Annotated in this window: 12 protein-coding genes and 1 other annotated feature; of the genes, 6 read left to right on the top strand and 6 right to left on the bottom strand. The window is 40.7% G+C overall.

The window, feature by feature from the left end; all coding sequences use genetic code 11:
* Window positions 1-245 precede the first annotated feature (245 nt).
* Entirely contained in the window at window positions 246-623 is a 378-nt protein-coding gene (grcA, locus tag PAND9192_RS15225; RefSeq protein WP_060997628.1) for an autonomous glycyl radical cofactor GrcA, read from the top strand.
* A 98-nt stretch (window positions 624-721) separates the two neighbouring features.
* On the opposite strand, the gene thrC is transcribed toward grcA, so the two are convergent.
* The 3 genes from thrC to thrA are packed head-to-tail and all read right to left on the bottom strand — an operon-like array spanning window position 722 to window position 5,437.
* Window positions 722-2,017, bottom strand: a complete 1,296-nt coding sequence (gene thrC / locus PAND9192_RS15220) for a threonine synthase (protein WP_087854471.1) — start codon at window positions 2,015-2,017, stop codon at window positions 722-724.
* A 2-nt stretch (window positions 2,018-2,019) separates the two neighbouring features.
* Window positions 2,020-2,976 (bottom strand): homoserine kinase, encoded by a 957-nt coding sequence (thrB, locus tag PAND9192_RS15215; protein WP_087854470.1) that lies wholly within the window; start codon window positions 2,974-2,976, stop codon window positions 2,020-2,022.
* 1 nt (window position 2,977) lies between these two features.
* The gene (thrA, locus tag PAND9192_RS15210) at window positions 2,978-5,437 is read right to left on the bottom strand and encodes a bifunctional aspartate kinase/homoserine dehydrogenase I (protein ID WP_087854468.1); all 2,460 of its coding nucleotides are present in this window, start codon (window positions 5,435-5,437) and stop codon (window positions 2,978-2,980) included.
* Between the two features lie 74 nt (window positions 5,438-5,511).
* Window positions 5,512-5,634, bottom strand: a sequence feature (Thr leader region).
* A gap of 233 nt (window positions 5,635-5,867) precedes the next feature.
* Between thrA and aceK the strand changes: the two genes are divergently transcribed.
* Both aceK and PAND9192_RS15200 read left to right on the top strand, forming a co-directional pair.
* Window positions 5,868-7,595, top strand: coding sequence for a bifunctional isocitrate dehydrogenase kinase/phosphatase (gene aceK / locus PAND9192_RS15205; protein WP_087854467.1), 1,728 nt, complete (start codon window positions 5,868-5,870; stop codon window positions 7,593-7,595).
* 156 nt (window positions 7,596-7,751) lie between these two features.
* The gene (locus tag PAND9192_RS15200) at window positions 7,752-8,231 is read left to right on the top strand and encodes a hypothetical protein (protein ID WP_087854466.1); all 480 of its coding nucleotides are present in this window, start codon (window positions 7,752-7,754) and stop codon (window positions 8,229-8,231) included.
* Here the strand turns inward: PAND9192_RS15200 and PAND9192_RS15195 are convergent.
* Entirely contained in the window at window positions 8,214-8,717 is a 504-nt protein-coding gene (locus PAND9192_RS15195; RefSeq protein ID WP_087854465.1) for a putative 4-hydroxy-4-methyl-2-oxoglutarate aldolase, read from the bottom strand. The two genes, PAND9192_RS15200 and PAND9192_RS15195, sit on opposite strands and share 18 nt — an antisense overlap.
* A 609-nt stretch (window positions 8,718-9,326) precedes the next feature.
* Between PAND9192_RS15195 and arcA the strand changes: the two genes are divergently transcribed.
* On the top strand, window positions 9,327-10,046 hold the full coding sequence (arcA, locus tag PAND9192_RS15190) for a two-component system response regulator ArcA (RefSeq protein ID WP_060997621.1): 720 nt from the start codon (window positions 9,327-9,329) through the stop codon (window positions 10,044-10,046).
* Window positions 10,047-10,108: 62 nt separating this feature from the next.
* Here the strand turns inward: arcA and arcB are convergent, their stop codons facing one another.
* Both arcB and mnmL read right to left on the bottom strand, forming a co-directional pair.
* Window positions 10,109-12,472, bottom strand: coding sequence for an aerobic respiration two-component sensor histidine kinase ArcB (arcB, locus tag PAND9192_RS15185; RefSeq protein ID WP_087854464.1), 2,364 nt, complete (start codon window positions 12,470-12,472; stop codon window positions 10,109-10,111).
* 143 nt (window positions 12,473-12,615) lie between these two features.
* Entirely contained in the window at window positions 12,616-13,563 is a 948-nt protein-coding gene (gene mnmL / locus PAND9192_RS15180) for a tRNA modification radical SAM protein MnmL/YtqA (RefSeq protein ID WP_087854462.1), read from the bottom strand.
* 485 nt (window positions 13,564-14,048) lie between these two features.
* Here mnmL and gltB point away from each other — a divergent pair, with 485 nt between their 5' ends.
* Together gltB and PAND9192_RS15170 are read left to right on the top strand one after the other, a co-directional pair.
* Window positions 14,049-18,596 carry a glutamate synthase large subunit gene (gltB, locus tag PAND9192_RS15175; protein ID WP_087854461.1) on the top strand — a complete coding sequence of 1,516 codons (4,548 nt, stop codon included), beginning with the start codon at window positions 14,049-14,051 and terminating at the stop codon, window positions 18,594-18,596.
* Complete coding sequence (locus PAND9192_RS15170; protein WP_087854460.1) at window positions 18,589-20,055, top strand: glutamate synthase subunit beta; 1,467 nt, start codon at window positions 18,589-18,591, stop codon at window positions 20,053-20,055. Before gltB ends, PAND9192_RS15170 begins: the two co-directional genes overlap by 8 nt.
* Window positions 20,056-20,136: the final 81 nt, after the last annotated feature.

The following is a 20,136-nucleotide window of genomic DNA, read 5'->3' as shown; positions in this document are numbered from 1 at the left end:
GTATAAAATGTTGTTATTTTACAACAAAATAACATTAAACTTATTTTTTAAATTTACTAATTTTAGTTGATTCCCAGCTAAAATGCAGTTAGATTGACCTAGCTCAATAAAACAGCCTTATTATATTTAAGGTTTTTTGTAGTAACTTGATCTACATCAATACCCAAAAGTGCATTGCGGGTTATATAATAGGTAGCTCAATACAAAAACGAATAAATTAACAACAATTTTCTTGGAGAAAAGTTATGATTACTGGTATTCAAATTACTAAAGCAGCAAACGATGATCTACTAAACTCAATCTGGATCCTAGATAGCGAGTCTAACGAAGCGCGTTGTGTTTGTGCGTCTGGCAACTACGAAGCTGACCAAGTTATCGCACAAGCAGATCTTGGTGACATTGAGTACCGTGAACTAGCTATCGAAGCTCCAGCAAAAATCGAAGGTGGTCAACACTTGAACGTTAACGTTCTTAAGCGTGAAACACTAGTAGATGCTGCTGCACACCCAGAGAAATACCCACAGCTAACGATTCGTGTATCAGGTTATGCTGTACGCTTTAACTCACTAACAACTGAACAGCAGCAAGACGTTATCGCTCGTACTTTCACTAACAGCCTATAATTTCGGCCTTAGTGTAAGTGTCTTGATTAGAGCAAGATGCTGCAATAAAAAAAGGAGCCTAATGGCTCCTTTTTTGTTATTCATGCTACGAGCTGACCTTATCTAGTCGGTTGTACCGAATATAAAATGTCCTTAATCGCAATAAAATCATTATTAGACTCTAATGACAATAATGGCATCGCATTATGTTTTGCAAGTGGGGCCGGTAACTCAATATCAGTCGCTAAAATATCATCAACCACATCTTTAAACTTCGCAGGATGCGCTGTACATAAGAATAGGCCGGTTTCATCCGCCGCTAATTGTTGCTCAAGTACATTGTAAGCAATCGCACCATGTGGCTCACACAAATAACCATCAACATACATTTGTTTTAATGTTACCGCAGTTTGCTGATCATCAACTGCACCATAGCCCAGTTGGTTTAATCCCCATCCTTTGAGCTGGCATAATTCTTCAATACGTGGCCAGTTATTCGGTTGACTAACATCCATTGCATTTGAAATCGTGGCAACAGTCGCTTTAGGGGCCCAATCGCCGGTTTTTAAATAACGCGGAACGGTATCGTTAACATTAGTTGCAGCAATAAAACGTTTTACGGGTAAGCCTAATGATTTAGCCAATAAACCCGCAGTTAAATTACCAAAGTTACCGCTAGGTACTGAAATGACTAATTGCTCACGTTCCGCTTTTGACAGCTGAGATACAGCTTCAAAGTAGTAACAAATCTGCGCCATTAAGCGGCTGATATTAATTGAATTTGCTGAATTTAAGCCGATATCTTCACGTAATTTAGCATCATCAAATGCTTGCTTAACTAACGTCTGACAGTCATCAAAAGTACCATTAATCGCAACCGTGGTAATGTTGTTACCTAATGTACAGAACATCTTTTCCTGTAACGGACTGATCTTGCCCTTCGGATACAAAATCACGACCTTGATGTTATCCATACCGTAAAAAGCATGGGCAACCGCAGCACCTGTATCACCAGAGGTAGCGGTTAAAATCGTGATATCAGTTTCACTATCAGCTGTTACTGCAGCGAGTGATTGCGCCATAAAACGGCCACCAAAATCTTTAAACGCTAATGTTGGACCATGGAACAATTCTAACGCGTACACGCCGTCTTTTACTTTATTGATAGGTGCTGGAAATTGAAAAGCACTATCAACCATTTGGCTAACGGTTTCTTCACTTAATTCATCACCGATAAAAGCGGAAAGGATCTTGCTACTACGGGTGACAAAATCCATCTCTAACAATGCATCAATATCGCTAAATTGAGGGAGTTCTGCTGGAAAGAACAGTCCTTGATTATGTCCTAGTCCTTGACGTACGGCCTGACCAAATGAAACCTGCTGTTGATGTTGTTTTAGATTATACAATTTCATGGTTATAACTCACTCCCTGTGACTTTTGCACCTTGTTTATCAAGCTGACAAACATGAACAAAACCTTCATCATTTTGGACATAATTAGCGGTTAACCACTTTGCTAACCGTTGTGCAACCTCAAGATTGGTACAGATGCTAAACATTGTCGGTCCAGAACCAGAAATACCGCTCGCAATAGCCCCCGCTTCTAGAGCATATTTTCGTGCTTGATTAAATTTAGGTAATAACTTTTCGCGGTAAGGTTCAGCAACAACATCATGGATCATTTTTGCGGCAAGTAATGGCTGCTGAGAATGGCAAGCATGAATAAAACCTCCCAGATAACGTCCATGAGCAATCACATCTTGACGCCGATATTGCGCCGGTAAAATCGCGCGCGCTTCTGCTGTTGGTACTTTAATGCCTGGATAAGCCATTACCCAATACCAATCATCAAAACAAGGTACTGGTTGGCTAATAATGTCCATTTCTTGCACCATAAATTGCAGCCCACCTAAGAAACAAGGGGCGACATTATCGTAATGAACACTGCCAGACACTTCACCTTCCATCTCTCCCATTAAGGCCAATAATTCATTGCTGGTTAACGGCTGTTGATGGTATTGGTTCAAAGCATCAAGCGCTGCCACAATCGAACAGGCACTTGAACCTAAACCAGATCCAATCGGCATGTTTTTTTCTAGCGTTATGGCAACTGGCAGTAAAGTGATCCCCTTATGGTCAAGCTCACGTGCAAACACCTGCCAACAACGATAAACAATATTTTGTTCAGCTTGTTGAGGTAACTTATCAACAAAAGCACCGACACATTGCAAACTAAATGCAGCCTTACCAGCGGCAACCTCAACTCGATCGCCCAGTAATGAACCATCAATAGGAGACACTGCGGCGCCTAAAACATCAAAGCCAACACTGACATTACCAATCGAGGCAGGAGCATAAACAACAACACTCATGTTAGATACCTCGCTTCCAGCCTAATGTACGCATCAGATCAGCAAACACACCTGCAGCAGTTACTTCAGTACCAGCACCATAACCACGTAACACTAATGGAATCGGCTGGTAATAACGGCTGTAGAAAGCCAATGCATTTTCACCATCTTTAATTTTAAACATTGGATCATCTGGGTTAACCGCCACAATTTTGACATTGCAATTACCGTTATCAATTTCACCAACATAACGTAATACTTTATCTTCTTTAGCCGCTTCAGCCGCTAATTCAGCAAAATAAGCATCTGCTTGTGGCAGTCGTGCCATAAATTCATCCACCGAACCAGAAGCATCAAAACCAGGCGGTAGCGCTTGTTCTACCACCACATCTTCAAGTTCTAATTCTAATCCGGCTTCACGGGCTAAGATCAGAAGTTTACGAGCAACGTCCATTCCAGACAGATCATCACGCGCATCAGGTTCAGTAAAGCCATTATTACGTGCAACTGTTGTCGCCTCACTAAAACTCATACCTTCATCTAACTTACCAAAAATATAAGAAAGAGAGCCTGATAAAATACCTGAGAACCGCACTAATTCATCACCGGCTGCAAGTAAATTCTGCAAGTTTTCAATAACTGGTAGACCAGCACCGACGGTAGTGTCATACATAAACTTACGGTGACCAACACGCGCTGCTTGGCGTAATTGTTGGTAATACGCCATGCTAGCAGTATTGGCTTTCTTATTTGGGGTAATAACATGGAAACCCGCAGCTAAATAATCAGCATATTGTTCTGCAATGGTCTGATCAGAGGTACAATCAATAATAACCGGATTAATAATATGGTTATTTCGCACTAACTCAACCATACGCTGAAGCTGTAACGGCTCAGTTACAGATCCCATCAGATCGCGCCAGCTATCAAGAACAAAGCCATTACTATCAAGCAATAAACCTTTACTGTTCGCCATACCACAGACTCGAATCACTATCCCTTTTTGAGACAGTTTTGGTTGTTGTCGGTGAATTTGATCAATTAGCTCACCGCCAACGCCACCGACACCGACCACAAAGACATCCAGTGTATGCTGGCTATTAAATAAGTTTTCATGACAGGCTTTAACCGCCTCTGAGACTTTATTTTGTGGAATAACAGCTGAAATAGCACGCTCAGAAGAGCCTTGAGCAATCGCCACAATATTGACATCAACTTCAGCTAGCGCAGTAAAGAAACGCGATGCTACGCCATGTGAGGTACGCATACCGTCACCAACTAACGTTACAATCGATAAATCGTCACTAAATTCTACTGGCTCTAATAAACCTTCTTTTAGTTCCAGTTCAAAACTGGCAATTAATGCCTTCTTAGCTGCAAGCTTATCGGCGGTTTCAATACAGAAACTAATGCTGTATTCAGAAGATGATTGCGTGATTAATACTACCGATACTCCAGCGCTAGACATTGCACCAAATACGCGTGCTGCCATACCAACCATGCCTTTCATTCCTGGGCCAGAAACGTTAACCATAGTTAAATCTTTTAAGGTTGTAATTCCTTTGATATCCAGCTGATCTTCACCCGTATCTTGGCCAATCAGAGTGCCCGCACCTTGCGGATTAAAGCTATTTTTGATTAAGCAAGGAATATGGAATTGAGCAATCGGAGCAATGGTTTTGGGGTGCAATACTGATGCGCCAAAATAAGACAATTCCATCGCTTCTTGATAGCTCAATGACTTCAATAAACGCGCATCGGGAACTAAACGCGGATCACAGCTATAAACACCATCAACATCAGTCCAGATTTCACAACAATCAGCCCGTAAACAAGCCGCTAATACCGCAGCTGAATAATCTGATCCATTACGGCCTAATGTGACTAATTCACCTTGACGATTACCAGCAGTAAAGCCTGGCATAATACAAACATGGTTAGCAGGTAAAGGGTTATTGCGGAAATTTTGAGTTGAAATTTCAATATCAACATGTGCTTCAAGGTAATCGCCTTCAGCATATAAATACTGAACCGGATCAATCAAACTTGCTGGTTGGCCTTTGGCTTCTAATAATGATTTCATAGCCAAAATCGATAACCGTTCGCCTTTACTGATCACCTTGGCGTAAACATTATCAGGACATAGACCCAATAATTGAATGCCATGGACATACTGTTGTAATTGCTCAATCGTTGCAGTTAGCTTGGCCGTTAGTAGTTGTTGTTCAAAACGAGGTTCAAGAGCTTTAAGGCCATCAAAAAGATCATTAAAAACTGTTTCTAATGTCGTGATTTGTTGCGTTGCACTCCCTGTCGTTACAGCACTGTCAATTACCGCAACTAAGTTATTAGTGACTTTACCGGGTGCCGATAACACCACTGCAACCTCACCTTGTTTGGCATTACTGGCAATAATATCTGCCGCTCTTAAAAACCGTTCTGCATTTGCTAATGACGAACCGCCAAATTTAAATACTCGCATTCCCTAACTCCCGAGTGACTATCCTGAACTACTTGCTGTAAACAAGCATTACTCAATACTGATGAATTTAAATTGAAAAAAAAGCCCGCAGCTCTTTATGAGTTGCGGGCTTGTTGTAATTCTTGCGCATATCAGCCCGCACCAACACCGTTAATGGTAATGGTCATAATAATGGTGGTGATAGTAATACGGGATATATTTGCCATCGTTGCAATTTCTCTTTCACACGCTGTTACCTTACGATTACATGAATCGTAATATAGAGTCAATAAAGTTTTTACAATTATCACATCACAGCTACTTTCAAAGTATACGCAACAGAGTGAATTTAATCGTTTAAAAAAACAACAATAATATTTGCAGTCCGTTAACGAGCATTGCATAGTAATAAGCAATAGAAGATAAAATTATCATCATTAAGGACGCGTCGATGAGTGCAGCCATGGAGTCACTGATAGCACATACTATTTTACAAGGCTCTGATGCAATGTTTGGCCGCTTTCTTGACGTTACAGCCGAAGCACAACAACGGTTTGAACATCAACAATGGGCGCAGGTTCATCAAGCATTAAAAAAGCGAATTAGTTTTTATGACCATCATGTTGAATTAGTCACAAACCAAATTCAGATCATGCTTGGCGGGCAATATGCCAATCAAATCTGCCTTACAGCAGTAAAACATGCTTATCAAAATTTACTGGTTGACTACCCTCGCTATGATATTGCAGAAAGTTTTTTTAACTCGGTATACTGCCGTATTTTCAAACACCGTAATATTAACCGCGATAATATCTTTGTTCATAGCTCGCAACAGCATCGAATTCCTACCTATCCCAGTACCTTAACCCGTCACTATCGTGTCCAAACAACTATTGCGGCAATGCTTGAAAGAATGCTGGATGATCAACCATTTACACTTGATTGGAGTGATAAAAAAGCTGATATTCAATTGTTGGTTTCTCACTTACAAGCAGAGCTTGATAATAAACTCGATCAACAACTCACCTTAGAGCAAATTCGCGAACCTTTTTATCGAAATAAAGCAGCTTATCTGGTTGGAAAACTGACACTTTCAAATGGTGAATCATTCCCTTTAGTACTACCAGTACTCAATCACGACGGTCAATTAGTCCTAGATGCGGGTATTTGTAACGTTAATGATGTCAGTGTTATTTTTGGATTTGCTCGTTCATATTTCATGGTTTACAGTCCAGCTCCTGCGGCCTTAGTGCGCTTTTTATCCCAGCTATTACCCAATAAAAATTTAGCCGAACTCTACACTGCTATTGGTTGCCAAAAGCACGGTAAGACTGAATTTTATCGTCAATTTCTCGATCATTTAGAGCACTCAAACGATAAGTTTATTATTGCCCCAGGCATCAAGGGTATGGTGATGTCCGTTTTTACTCTGCCATCCTATGATTTTGTTTTTAAAATAATTAAAGATAAATTTGCACCACAAAAAGACATTAGTCATCAAGCAGTAAAACAAAAATATCAATTAGTAAAAGAGCATGATCGTGTTGGCAGAATGGCTGATACGCAAGAGTACCGTCACTTTAGTTTTCCACGACAACGCTTTAGCGACGAGTTAATAAATGAGCTACTCACTATTGCACCTTCGATTGTCACTGTCACTGACGATAACGTCATTATTGAACATTTGTATATGGAACGACGAATGATTCCATTTAACATTTATATTGAAACTGCTAACGATGCTGACTTACGCCACGCAGTCAATGAGTATGGTTACGCTATTAAGCAGTTAGCTGCTGCCAATATATTTCCAGGAGATATGCTATTTAAAAACTTTGGTGTGACACGTCATAAACGAGTGGTGTTTTATGACTATGATGAAATTACTTATATGACTGAAATGAATTTTCGTACCATTCCAGCAGCGCGTTATCCTGAAGATGAAATGGCAGCTGAACCTTGGTATAGCGTTGGCATCAACGATGTTTTTCCTGAAGAATTTCGTACTTTCTTACTGATTAATCCCAAAGTAAGAGCATTGTTTAATGAATTACATCAGAATCTTTTTGAGGCAAGTTATTGGCAATATTTACAAACCAACATTAAACAAGAGTTATACCCAGATGTTTTCCCCTATCAAAACAGTCATCGATTACACTTAACAAGAGCTAAAGAATAATTTTATCGCGACTGTAAAGTTTGATCAGATTACGCTTAAATTGTATCAATCATCACACTATAAGCATTGGTGTTCATATTTATCACTTATAACACTTTCTATTGGTGCAACATCACCTACTATTTAAAATAACGTCGTTATTAAAAAGGAGTAGGTATGACCCAATTTTATTTAAGGATGATCGGCTTACTTACTTTTTTAGCGCTATCAACTACAGCACAAGCAACAACTGCCATAAAAACTAGCCTAACTTATAATGGCGGTCAAAAATTAACATCAGGCTGGTTTCTATCATCGCAATCACGCCAGCAACAAAGTTTTGATGTCTGGCAAATCGACAGTGGTTATGCTTACTCTGTCACTAACAATACTCAGATTTATGTCAGTACTCATCTAACAACCAGTACTGATGATCAACCAACATCAAGTGGCTTAACCTCTGGAGTTAAATATACTGTCTCACCACGTATCAGTATAAACAGTGCTATTACCTCAGAAACAATAAATAATAAAACCACATTAGGGTTAGAATTCGGCAGTCAATATGATGTATCCCAGAAGGTCAATGTACGTGCAACTGTCGACTATGCGGAACTAGAGCAAATTATTGAACTCGGATTAGGGTTCAGTTTTTAATACACTCAAATCTAATGCCGTACTCGTCAAGATAACGCCATTCAAATCAGCATAAAGATAATCATTAGGATAGATTAGCGTCTCAGCAATATTTAATACCACATTGCTCTCACCCATTTGACGCTTTTCGGTTTTTATTGGGCATGCAGCCAATGCTTTAACCCCGAGAGGTAATTGTGCCAACGTTGCTACATCGCGAATAGCACCATTAACAATAATACCTTGCCAGTTATTTTTTACCGCTAATAATGCCAATTGATCGCCCAATAATGCGCGTCGACAACTACCATGACCATCAATAAATAACACCTTACCATCACCTGCAGTTGATAATATATCACGCACAAAACTATTATCTTCAAAACAACGTAGGGTAACGATTTGACCGCCAAAGGGTGTATGGCAGCCATAGTCAAGTAAGGTTAGCGGTAAAAAACGAATATCTTGTGGAAAGTAATCACATAGATCAGGTAATAAATCCTTCATTAGCTTTTCCTTTATCACGAAAAAAATCAAAAAACAGACAAATTTGACCGTATTTCTTAACAATAATAATAATATTGATTATTAGCTCTTTTTTATAAAAATCCATTCGCCTTAATGAGTGCCAACCCCAATTGATACTGTTACAATATTTAGATAAAGATGAACTATATGTTGTGCTTTTTATTATCATTAAGCTTAAATATTAGTCACTGGTATCGAGTTTTGTATATTCTTATTACTATCATGACACTTTTTGTCTACTCTGATATAAAAGTTAACTAAACTTAGAAACATAACTATTGTTCTTCTCACTGTTTGATATAAATCAAAAAATATACAACTAATGGGCATCAACTAAGCTCTCCACATTGTTAGCGAGCTGTTAAGTGAATACAATTGTCGCATTATCAGGGAGATTGTAGCCAGCACCCCAAGCTTTATGGGGGATTTCAACATCATTATGTTGTTGAATGAAAGGATGGTGTACCACATAGGTTGTAACAATAAAGTGTTTATTTAAAACATTTGTCCTATATGTGAATTTTTTTTATAGAATTTAACTATTCTGTGGTTAACCAGATTTAGTTTCTGATATTAGGTACTGCCAAAATGCAAACCCCTCACATTCTGATTGTAGAAGACGAGCACGTAACACGTAACACCCTAAAAAGTATTTTTGAAGCAGAGGGTTATACTGTTTTTGAAGCAAATGATGGCGCAGAAATGCACCAGATGCTTTCTGAAAACCCTGTGCATCTTGTTATCATGGATATCAATCTTCCTGGTAAAAACGGCCTTCTACTTGCACGTGAACTTCGCGAACAAGGTGATATGGCATTAATGTTCTTAACCGGTCGTGATAACGAAGTTGATAAGATTTTAGGTCTTGAAATTGGTGCTGATGATTACATCACTAAGCCATTCAACCCTCGTGAATTAACTATTCGTGCACGTAATCTATTAACTCGAGCGATGAACCAAGGTCTTCCAACTGAAGATAAAAAACTGGTTGAACGTTATGAGTTCAATGATTGGTCATTAGAAATCAATAGCCGTTCTTTAGTAAGCCCTAGTGGTGAGCAATTTAAATTACCTCGCTCTGAGTTCCGTGCATTACTGCACTTCTGTGAGAACCCAGGTAAGATTCAAACGCGTGCTGATTTACTAAAGAAAATGACTGGCCGTGAATTAAAACCACATGACCGTACTGTTGATGTAACTATTCGTCGCATTCGTAAGCACTTTGAATCAGTTGCAGATACACCAGAAATCATCGCTACTATCCATGGTGAAGGTTACCGCTTTTGTGGTGATTTAGGCGAAGAATAATTTCTTCTCCAATCAAACAGTGAAATAAAAGGCGACCATCAGGTCGCCTTTTTTATTATTAATTACTGTTGCTTTAACCACATTTTTAGCACGTTAATATCATCTTGATAGCTGTATTTTATTTCATCAACCCAATCATTAATATTTTCCCACCATGCTGGTAATTCTGGTGATTGTGCTTTTTGGGCGACTTGCTGAATATGTTTAAGGCCAATAGAGCCTGCTGCCCCTTTTATTTTATGTGCTTCAAACTTAATCCCATCTTGATCCTTAGCCGTCATATTTGAATCTAAAATAGCGAGGTAATCAGGCATCATTTTTTCAAACATCTCAATACTGGTATAAACAGGTTCCGTTCCAACAATTTCAACGTACGAGGTTAGCATTTCCAAATCTAATAATGTATCAATCATGCTAACACTGGTGGTATCAGCCTGATCGGTTTCATTATCAATTAAACCATCATCATCAAGCTCATGGCTGCAACTTAAAACCAAATTATCAATCACACTGGTAATCGCTTTTACCGTCAATGGTTTATTTAATACTTCATCCATGCCTTTATCGAAGTATTCTGTTTTGTCATTAACCACATTAGCAGTTAATGCCACTAAAGCAGGAAGATCTTGATATTTTTGACGTAGTTGTTGAGCAATATCAAACCCTGTCATATCAGGCAATTGAATATCCAATAACACTAAATCATAATCTTCAGGCCTAAACATGGCTAGCGCCTCATCACCACGCATAGCCACCGTCACTTCATGGCCTAATCGCTCAAGTAGTGATTTAGCGACGACGATATTAAGTTCAATATCTTCTACCATAAAAATACTGAGTCCTGTCATTTCAGGACGCACTTCAGTAACAATGTGCTCTTCAACAACAGCTTCAACCAAAGGCACGCGAATCTTAACGGTAAAAGTACTACCGGTACCTATTTCAGAATGTACCGTTATATTACCGCCCATTAACTGAATTAATTGTTGTGAAACAGCTAAACCAATCCCCGTACCAACCGCATGTAAATTATCACCCCCTTGTTGAACCTGATAATACATCGCAAAAATATTATCAATTTCAGCCTTAGGAATACCAATACCACTGTCTTCGACTTCAAAAATGATTTCAGCATCATGCTGATGAATTTCACTACTAACCGATAATATCACTCCACCCTGTTTAGTGAACTTGGTCGCATTACCAATTAAATTCCACAACACTTGGCGTAGACGAGTACTATCGACCTCAATATTTTTTGGTAGTGCCGTTAAATATTCCAAATCAAATCGTAGCCCTTTTTGCTCAGCCATTAATTGTGAAATATTGCCAATATCTTCAATAAACTCATGGAAATCTAATGGCTGAGGCAATAGCTCTAACCGACGACGATCTGATTTATCTAAATCAATAATATCGTTGAAAATATTACCTAAAGTGATCGCACTAACGTGGACAGTACGTAAATAACCACGCTGCTCATCAGTCAGTTCTGTTTCTAATAGCATTCGGCTTAAGCCAACAATACCATTAAGTGGTGTACGTAATTCATGACTAATGGTTGAAATAAATGCCGTTTTATCACTGCTGGCTTTTTCTAGCGCGTCTTCATATTTTTTGCGCTCAGTAATATCACGCCCAAAGCCCATCAATCCTAAACGTTTGCCATTGCGGTCATAAAGAGGCACTTTACGAAGTTCAAATAATGCTTTTTTACCATTGGGATAATCAAGCCACTGCTCATCAGTCATCGCAGTATTAATATCAAATAATTCTTGGTCAGTTTGAATAATACGTTTGGCAACTTCCGCTGGATAAACATCCCATGGTGTTAGTCCAACCAACTGTTGTTCACTTTTACCCACCAACTCTGCCATCGCGCGGTTACAGCCTGAAAATTGATTCTTTTCATTACGATAATAAATTAAATCAGGCGACGCATCTAAGAACGACTTCAATAACGCACTTTTTTCAGCAACAGCAACTTGCGCGTTTTCACGGTGATAAACTTCATTTTCTAAATCTTGTATTGCTTCTTCAAGCGCTTCTTCCGCTTTTTCGCGTTCTTCAATCTCAGAGTTTAAGCGAGCAATATTGGCTTGTAACTGTTGATTGAGTTCCATGTCGCGGGCGCGCATTTGTTCTAATTTAGTTACTAGCTTAGCTAAGCGTTGGCGCGAATCTTCTAATTGATCAACTACTACCGACAGAAAATAAACTGCCCAAGGAGTAATAAATAAACCGAAGGTTACTGAGCGAATAATTTCAACATCGCGCATACTGCCTTGTAGCAAAAAGGTGACACCAATTTGTACCACCATAGCTAGCGCAACTAACGCAGCTGCTAATAATAAACTAAAACGAAAAATACCTAATTTGACTAAAAGGTCGACATAAAACTGGGCTAAAATTTTGACTTGTTTCATCAATGAATACCAATAAAAAAAACCACCTCGCCACTATGGCGAACACTACTGCTTATCATAATCTCTCTCACGGCTTGTGCCTAAACCAAAGCTGTAAAGTTTTATTGCGGCGCACAAAAAAGCCTACTTCACGTAGGCTTCATTTAAGCATGACTATTTAATATCGGTAATTGATAAATAAATGGGTCACCTAAGGCACTGCCTTGTGCACCTTGCTTATCTAAAATTCGTCCAATTTCAGTCATTGCTAACCAGCGATTTTCACACCACATCGGTGCTAATAACGTTGGTCGGCGAGCACTTGCAGCAACGCGATGATAAACCACCTCAGGCGGTGTTAATTGAATCATTTCACTAGCGATATCCGCATAATTTTCCAGACTAATAGCCTCTAATCTTCCGGCTTTAAATGCCTGTCCCATTTTGCTGCCTTCAACAATATGCAACGGATGCAATTTAATTCCATCAACGCCGACTGCAACCACTTTATTTAATGTTTGCAGATTATCAGCCTTAGTATCGCCTGGCAGTCCTACTATTAAGTGGGTACAAATCTTAATGCCTAATGCTCGAGCGCGTTGGGTGATCTCAGCATAACACGCAAAATCATGACCACGATTAATACGCTTGAGGGTTTTATCATTAGCCGTTTGTAAGCCTAATTCTAACCAAATCTCATAGCCTTGCTCAACATACCCAGCCAGTAAATCTAATACTGCATCTGGTACACAATCAGGGCGAGTACCAACACAAAGACCAACAATATCTGCGGTTGTTAGTGCTTGCTCGTACATTTTTTTTAGCGTTTGAACTTCAGCATAAGTACTGGTGTAAGCCTGAAAGTAGGCAAAATAACGCTTAGCGCGATGCACTTCTCCAGCACGAGCAGCTAATTGTTGTTGAATCGGCACGAACTGATTCTTTTCGTCAGCAAATGAAGCAACATTACAAAATGTACAGCCACCACGGCCAATAGTGCCATCTCGATTAGGACAACTAAAGCCACCGTGTAAGGTAAGTTTATGGACTTTTTCACCATAACGGTGTTGTAAATCTTGCCCAAAAGTATTGACGAGTTGATGCAATTGCATGGTATTACCTAGCGTTTAAAACAATGAATAATCTACGTCAGCGCAGACCAATGTGACAAAGGAGCCGCAACATAGCATTAATCATCATTATGAAGGTTGTGCTAAAACAAAAACACATAATTAACCATAATCTTAGTCGTTAAATATGCTTCATTTATGCACCAAAAGTGTTAATTTTTATTGGTAATTAATGTATCAAAATTGTAGGATGGTTACACTTGTGTGCAATTTATAAACAAAAAAAGCCCTGTAATTACGTTGTTTTGCCGCAATATCTACGGCTTTTACATCATTAATAACGTGTTTTGTAACTATTAATCGTAATACAACAGAATTAAGTTTGTGAATGATGCAATGTCATCATCATAAACACACCATCAATGATGCAGGACAGGAGTCCATCTCAATGCTAATTGATAGTGACAATAAATTAGGGATAACCAAGCCTTAGGAATATGGCTTGATGTAACTGGAAGGAAGTATCTATGACAGCTCAAGAGCTTAATGCTCAGGGACTTTATGTGCCTGAATTAGAGCACGATGCCTGTGGTATCGGCTTTGTTGCCCACCTTAAAAACCGTAAATCTCACCAAATTGTCACTCAGGCTCTCGATATGCTGGCACGTATGGAGCACCGAGGTGGTCAAGGCTGTGATCCTAGCAGCGGCGATGGTGCCGGAATTTTACTGCAAAAACCCCACGAATTTTTATTAGAAGAAACCGTTAAACTTGGTATTAAATTGCCTACGTTTACCCAATACGGTGTTGGAGTAGTATTATTTCCAAAAGATGAACATAAACGTCAACAATGTCGCGATATTCTCGAACGTAATGCTAAACGCCTCGATCTAGAAGTTATTGGCTACCGTGTACTTCCGGTTGATAATTCAATGATTGGCGAAGATCCTCTTAGCACCGAACCTCAGTTTGAGCATGTTTTCATTACCGGTGGTGCCAACTTAGATCCTGCTGTATTAGAACGTAAACTGTATGTATTACGTAATTATACTGTGCGTGTTTGTTTAGAAAGCGTGTCAAATATTGGTGATGATTTCTACATTAATTCATTATCATATAAAACCTTAGTCTATAAAGGTCAGTTAACCACAGCACAAGTACCACAGTACTTCCTTGATTTACAAAACCCAGCAATGGTAACAGCGTTAGCATTAGTTCATTCACGTTTTTCGACCAATACCTTTCCACGCTGGCGCTTAGCGCAACCTTTCCGTTATATCGCCCATAATGGTGAAATTAATACCGTCCGTGGCAACCTTAATTGGATGAAAGCTCGCGAAGCTATTCTTGAATCTGATTTATTCAGCCAACAAGAGCTCGATATGCTACTGCCTATTTGTCAGGAAGGCAGTTCAGATTCTTCTAATTTCGATATGGCACTAGAGTTATTGGTACTTTCAGGGCGTAGCTTACCGCACGCATTAATGATGCTGATCCCTGAAGCATGGCAAGAAAATACCAGCATGGATCCTAAGCGTCGTGCTTTCTACCAATATCATGCCAATATTATGGAGCCGTGGGATGGCCCAGCATCTGTCTGTTTTACTGATGGTGTGCAAGTCGGTGCTACCCTTGACCGTAATGGTCTCCGCCCATCACGCTATACGGTAACTAAAGATGATTTTCTGATCATGGCATCAGAATCAGGGGTGGTAAAAATTGAACCTGAAAATATTCAGTTCCGTGGTCGTTTACAACCGGGACGTATTTTTGTCGCCGACCTTGAGCAAGGGCGTATTATTTCAGATGAAGAAGTCAAAGATAGCATTGCGACCTCACAGCCTTATGAGCAATGGATCAAAGACAACCTACTAACGCTTAAGACACTGCCTGACGCTGATAACATGTACCATCAGCCGACGCCAGAGCGTTTATTACACCATCAACAAGCCTTTGGTGTCAGCTCAGAAGAAGTCAACGATATTATTGTGCCATTAGCCAATACTGGTTATGAGCCTCTTAGTGCAATGGGTGCCGATTGGCCATTAGCAGTGTTGTCACACCAATCACAACATTTATCAAATTACTTTAAGCAGTTATTTGCGCAGGTAACCAACCCACCTATCGATCCAATTCGTGAACGAATGGTGATGTCACTCAATACCTACTTAGGTAAAGATCAAAACCTGCTCACAGAAACGCCAGAGCACTGTCATAAAGTTGAGCTTGAATCACCTGTTCTTTCCAATGCTGAATTAGAAAAAATTCGTGCGATTGATAATGAACATCTGCAATCAAAAACATTGGATATTGTATTTCGAGCCAGTGGCGAACAAGGCAAACTTGATCGAGCACTCAAGCGTATTTGTCAGTATTCTGAAGATGCGGTTATTGATGGTTACTCGATCATTATTTTGACTGATCGCGCGGTTAACTCTAATCACGCCGCTATTCCTGCAATGCTCGCGGTCGGTGCTGTTCATCACCATCTTATCCGTAAAGGTCTACGAGCCAAATGTGACATCGTAGTTGAAACAGGTGACGCTCGTGAAACTCATCACTTTGCCACCCTTATTGGTTATGGTGCTAACGCCATCAACCCTTACTTGGTCACTGAAACACTGGTTGATCTGCAACATAAACGTAAGCTTGATCCAGAGCTACCAACCGATACCTTATTTGATAACTACCGCAAAGGGGTTAACGGTGGGCTACTGAAAATCTTCTCTAAGATGGGTATTTCAACACTGCAGTCTTACCATGGCGCGCAAATTTTTGAAGCGCTCGGTATTAGCAAAGCCGTCGTTGATAAATACTTCACCGGTACTGTGACTCGAATTCAAGGTCTCACCATTGATGACATCGCTCAAGAAGTGTTAGTCCGTCACCGTGTCGGTTACCCAACGCGTGAAATTCCAGTGCAAATCCTCGATGTCGGTGGGGTTTATCAGTGGAAACAACGTGGTGAAAAACACCTGTTTAACCCTGAAACCATTTCATTACTACAACAATCAACTCGTGAAAAAGATTACGCGCAGTTTAAGCAATACGCTAAAGCGGTTGATGATCAAGGTGACAACGCTGCCACACTGCGTAGTCAATTAGATTTTGTCAGCAACCCAGCCGGGGCAATTGCACTTGATGAAGTAGAGCCGATTGAAAATATTCTAAAGCGTTTCGCAACTGGTGCTATGAGCTTTGGTTCAATTTCTTATGAAGCTCACTCAACCCTCGCCGTTGCCATGAACCGAATTGGCGCTAAATCTAACTCTGGCGAAGGCGGTGAAGATCCGATTCGTTTTGATAAAAAAGACAATGGCGATTGGGAACGCTCGGCAATCAAACAAGTTGCATCTGGTCGTTTTGGGGTTACCTCTTACTACCTTACCAATGCGGCCGAACTACAAATTAAAATGGCCCAAGGTGCAAAACCGGGTGAAGGTGGTCAGCTACCCGGTGATAAAGTTGATGATTGGATCGGTGCGACCCGTCACTCAACCCCTGGCGTTGGTTTAATTTCACCACCACCTCATCACGACATTTACTCCATCGAAGATTTAGCTCAGCTGATTTATGATTTAAAAAATGCTAACCGTGCTGGCCGGGTTAACGTCAAATTAGTTTCAGAAGCTGGCGTGGGTACTATTGCCTCTGGTGTTGCTAAAGCCAAAGCCGATGTGGTGCTAATTGCAGGCTTTGATGGCGGTACTGGCGCATCGCCGATGTCATCGATTCGTCATACTGGTTTACCGTGGGAACTTGGCTTAGCCGAAACCCACCAGACGCTACTAAAAAATGGCTTACGTAACCGTATTGTGGTGCAGTCTGATGGTCAAATGAAAACTCCTCGAGACCTTGCTATTGCGACTTTACTAGGAGCCGAAGAATGGGGCGTTGCAACAGCAGCATTGGTTGTTGAAGGCTGTATCATGATGCGTAAGTGTCATAAAAATACCTGTCCTGTTGGTATCGCAACTCAAAACAAGACTCTACGTGAGCGTTTTGATGGTCGCGTAGAAGACGTAGTAACTTTCTTCCAATACATGGCACAAGGTTTACGTGAAGTGATGGCTGAGCTTGGTTTCCGTACCATTGATGAAATGGTTGGCCAAGCGCAGAAACTAAAACTGCGTGATGATATCGGTCACTGGAAATACAAAAATCTTGATCTTAGCCCGGTACTGCACATTCAACCACCACGTGCTGAAGATGGCATTTATAACCAGCGTCAGCAAGATCACGGTCTAGAACAAGTGCTTGATCGCACCCTGATCCAACTGGCGCAACCAGCACTCACCAAAGGTGAAGCAATTACAGCACAACTACCGATCATCAACACTGATCGTAGTGTCGGTACCATGTTATCCAATGAAATATCTAAAGTGTATAAAGACCATGGCTTACCACTGCCGATGACGGTTAAGTTTAACGGCTCAGCAGGTCAAAGCTTTGGCGCATTCTTAGCTAAAGGGGTGCAATTTACCGTTGAAGGCGATGCTAATGACTACTGGGGTAAAGGACTTTCAGGCGGAACATTAGTGCTCTACCCTGATAGCCACTCAGACATTATTGCTGAAGATAATATTGTGGTTGGTAATGTGTGTTTCTACGGTGCAACTTCAGGTGAGTCTTATATTCGCGGCCTTGCGGGTGAGCGTTTCTGTGTTCGTAACTCTGGCGCTAAAGTGGTTGTCGAAGGTATCGGCGACCATGGCTGTGAATACATGACCGGCGGTATCGCAATCATTCTCGGTCAAACTGGACGTAACTTTGCTGCTGGTATGAGTGGTGGTGTTGCCTACGTGTGGGATCAATTTGGTGACTTTGAAACCAAACTTAATGCTGAATTAGTCGACCTCGATCCGATCGAAACTGAAGATAAAGCACTGCTACTTGATATGTTAACCAAACATATTGAATTAACAGGTAGTACGGTTGCAGAGCTATTTTTGTCTAACTTTGAGGCTAACCTCAGCCAGATGAGAAAAGTAATGCCAAGGGATTACAAAGCCGTATTACAACAGCGTCAAGCTGCCGCTCAAAACAAGGAAACGTTGGAGGCCATCAATGGGTAAGCCTACGGGATTTTTAGAATTTGGCCGCGAACTGCCAAGTAAGTTAGATCCAAGTGTTCGTATTCAGGATAACAAAGAATTTGTCCTTAACGACGAATTTGGTGACAAAATTCAACAGCAATCTGCGCGTTGTATGGATTGTGGTGTACCGTTTTGTCATAACGCGTGTCCGATCGGTAACATCATTCCTGAATTTAATGATGCGGTTTACCGTGATAGCTGGGAAGAAGCGTGGAACATTTTAAGTTCAACCAATAACTTTCCAGAATTTACCGGTCGTGTGTGTCCAGCCCCTTGTGAAAGTGGCTGTGTACTTGGTATCAATCAAGATCCAATTACTATCTGTAATATCGAAAAAACCATTGTTGAAACCGCTTATCGTGAAGGTTATGCCAAACCGAAGATCCCTCGTTCACGTACCGGTAAAACTGTTGCCATTATTGGTTCTGGACCTGCGGGCTTATCTGCTGCGGAACAACTAAACAGCGCAGGCCACACTGTGACAGTGTTTGAACGTGATGAAAAAGTCGGTGGCTTACTGCGGTTTGGTATTCCCGACTTTAAGCTCGGCATGGATATCATTGATCGTAAAATCGATCTAATGGCGCAAGCTGGGGTCAAATTTGAAGTTAATGCCCATATCGGGGTCGATATTAATGCTCAACAATTACGCCAAGAATTTGATGTAATTTTGCTAACCGGTGGCTCTACCGTACCACGTAATTTACCGATTCCGGGGCGTGAGCTTAATGGGGTTCATTTTGCGATGGAGTTTTTAGCGCAAAATAACCGTCGTGCCAATGATATGGATCTCAAAACCGCAGAAGTTCATGCACAAGATAAACACGTAGTCGTCATTGGTGGTGGTGATACCGGCTCTGACTGTGTTGGTACTTCAAACCGTCATGGTGCAGCAAGTATTACCCAAGTTGAGATCATGCCATTACCACCTGAAAAGCGCCCAGCCAATCAACCGTGGCCGTCATACCCAATGATCATGAAAACATCGACTTCGCATGAAGAAGGCTGTGATCGTTATTGGAATATTCTCACTAAAGAGTTTATTGATGATGGTAACGGCAATGTCAAAGGTCTACGGATTGCAGATATTGCTTGGCAAGACGCCAAACCTGGTGAAAGACCTAGTTTTGAAGAAGTGGCAGGGACTGAGCGAGTGATCGCTTGTGATATGGCATTTTTAGCGATGGGCTTTCTGCATCCAGAACCAAGCGGAGTGTTAGCGCAATTAAATATAAAACTTGACGATCGCGGCAATGTTGCCACAGACGACTTTGCCACTAGTCAAGCAGGCGTATTTGCCGCAGGTGATATGCGTACCGGACAATCACTGGTAGTTCGTTGTATTAACGAAGGTCGTGAATCAGCGCGTGCCATTGATAGTTACCTAATGGGCAACTCAAATCTCGAAGCAAAAGCAGATTCTCTAATGCTTTCGTAAATTTTATTGTTACCAGATTCTACTAAAATAAATAGCCAGCTTATCAATGCTGGCTTTTTTATTACTTACAGTACAGAAGAT

The sequence above is a fragment of the Photobacterium andalusiense genome (assembly GCF_900185625.1).
In the GTDB taxonomy this organism is placed as follows: Bacteria; Pseudomonadota; Gammaproteobacteria; order Enterobacterales; family Vibrionaceae; genus Photobacterium; species Photobacterium aquimaris.
The sequence above is the reverse complement of the archived record's forward strand: the minus strand, read 5'-3'. Positions and strand labels throughout refer to the sequence as shown.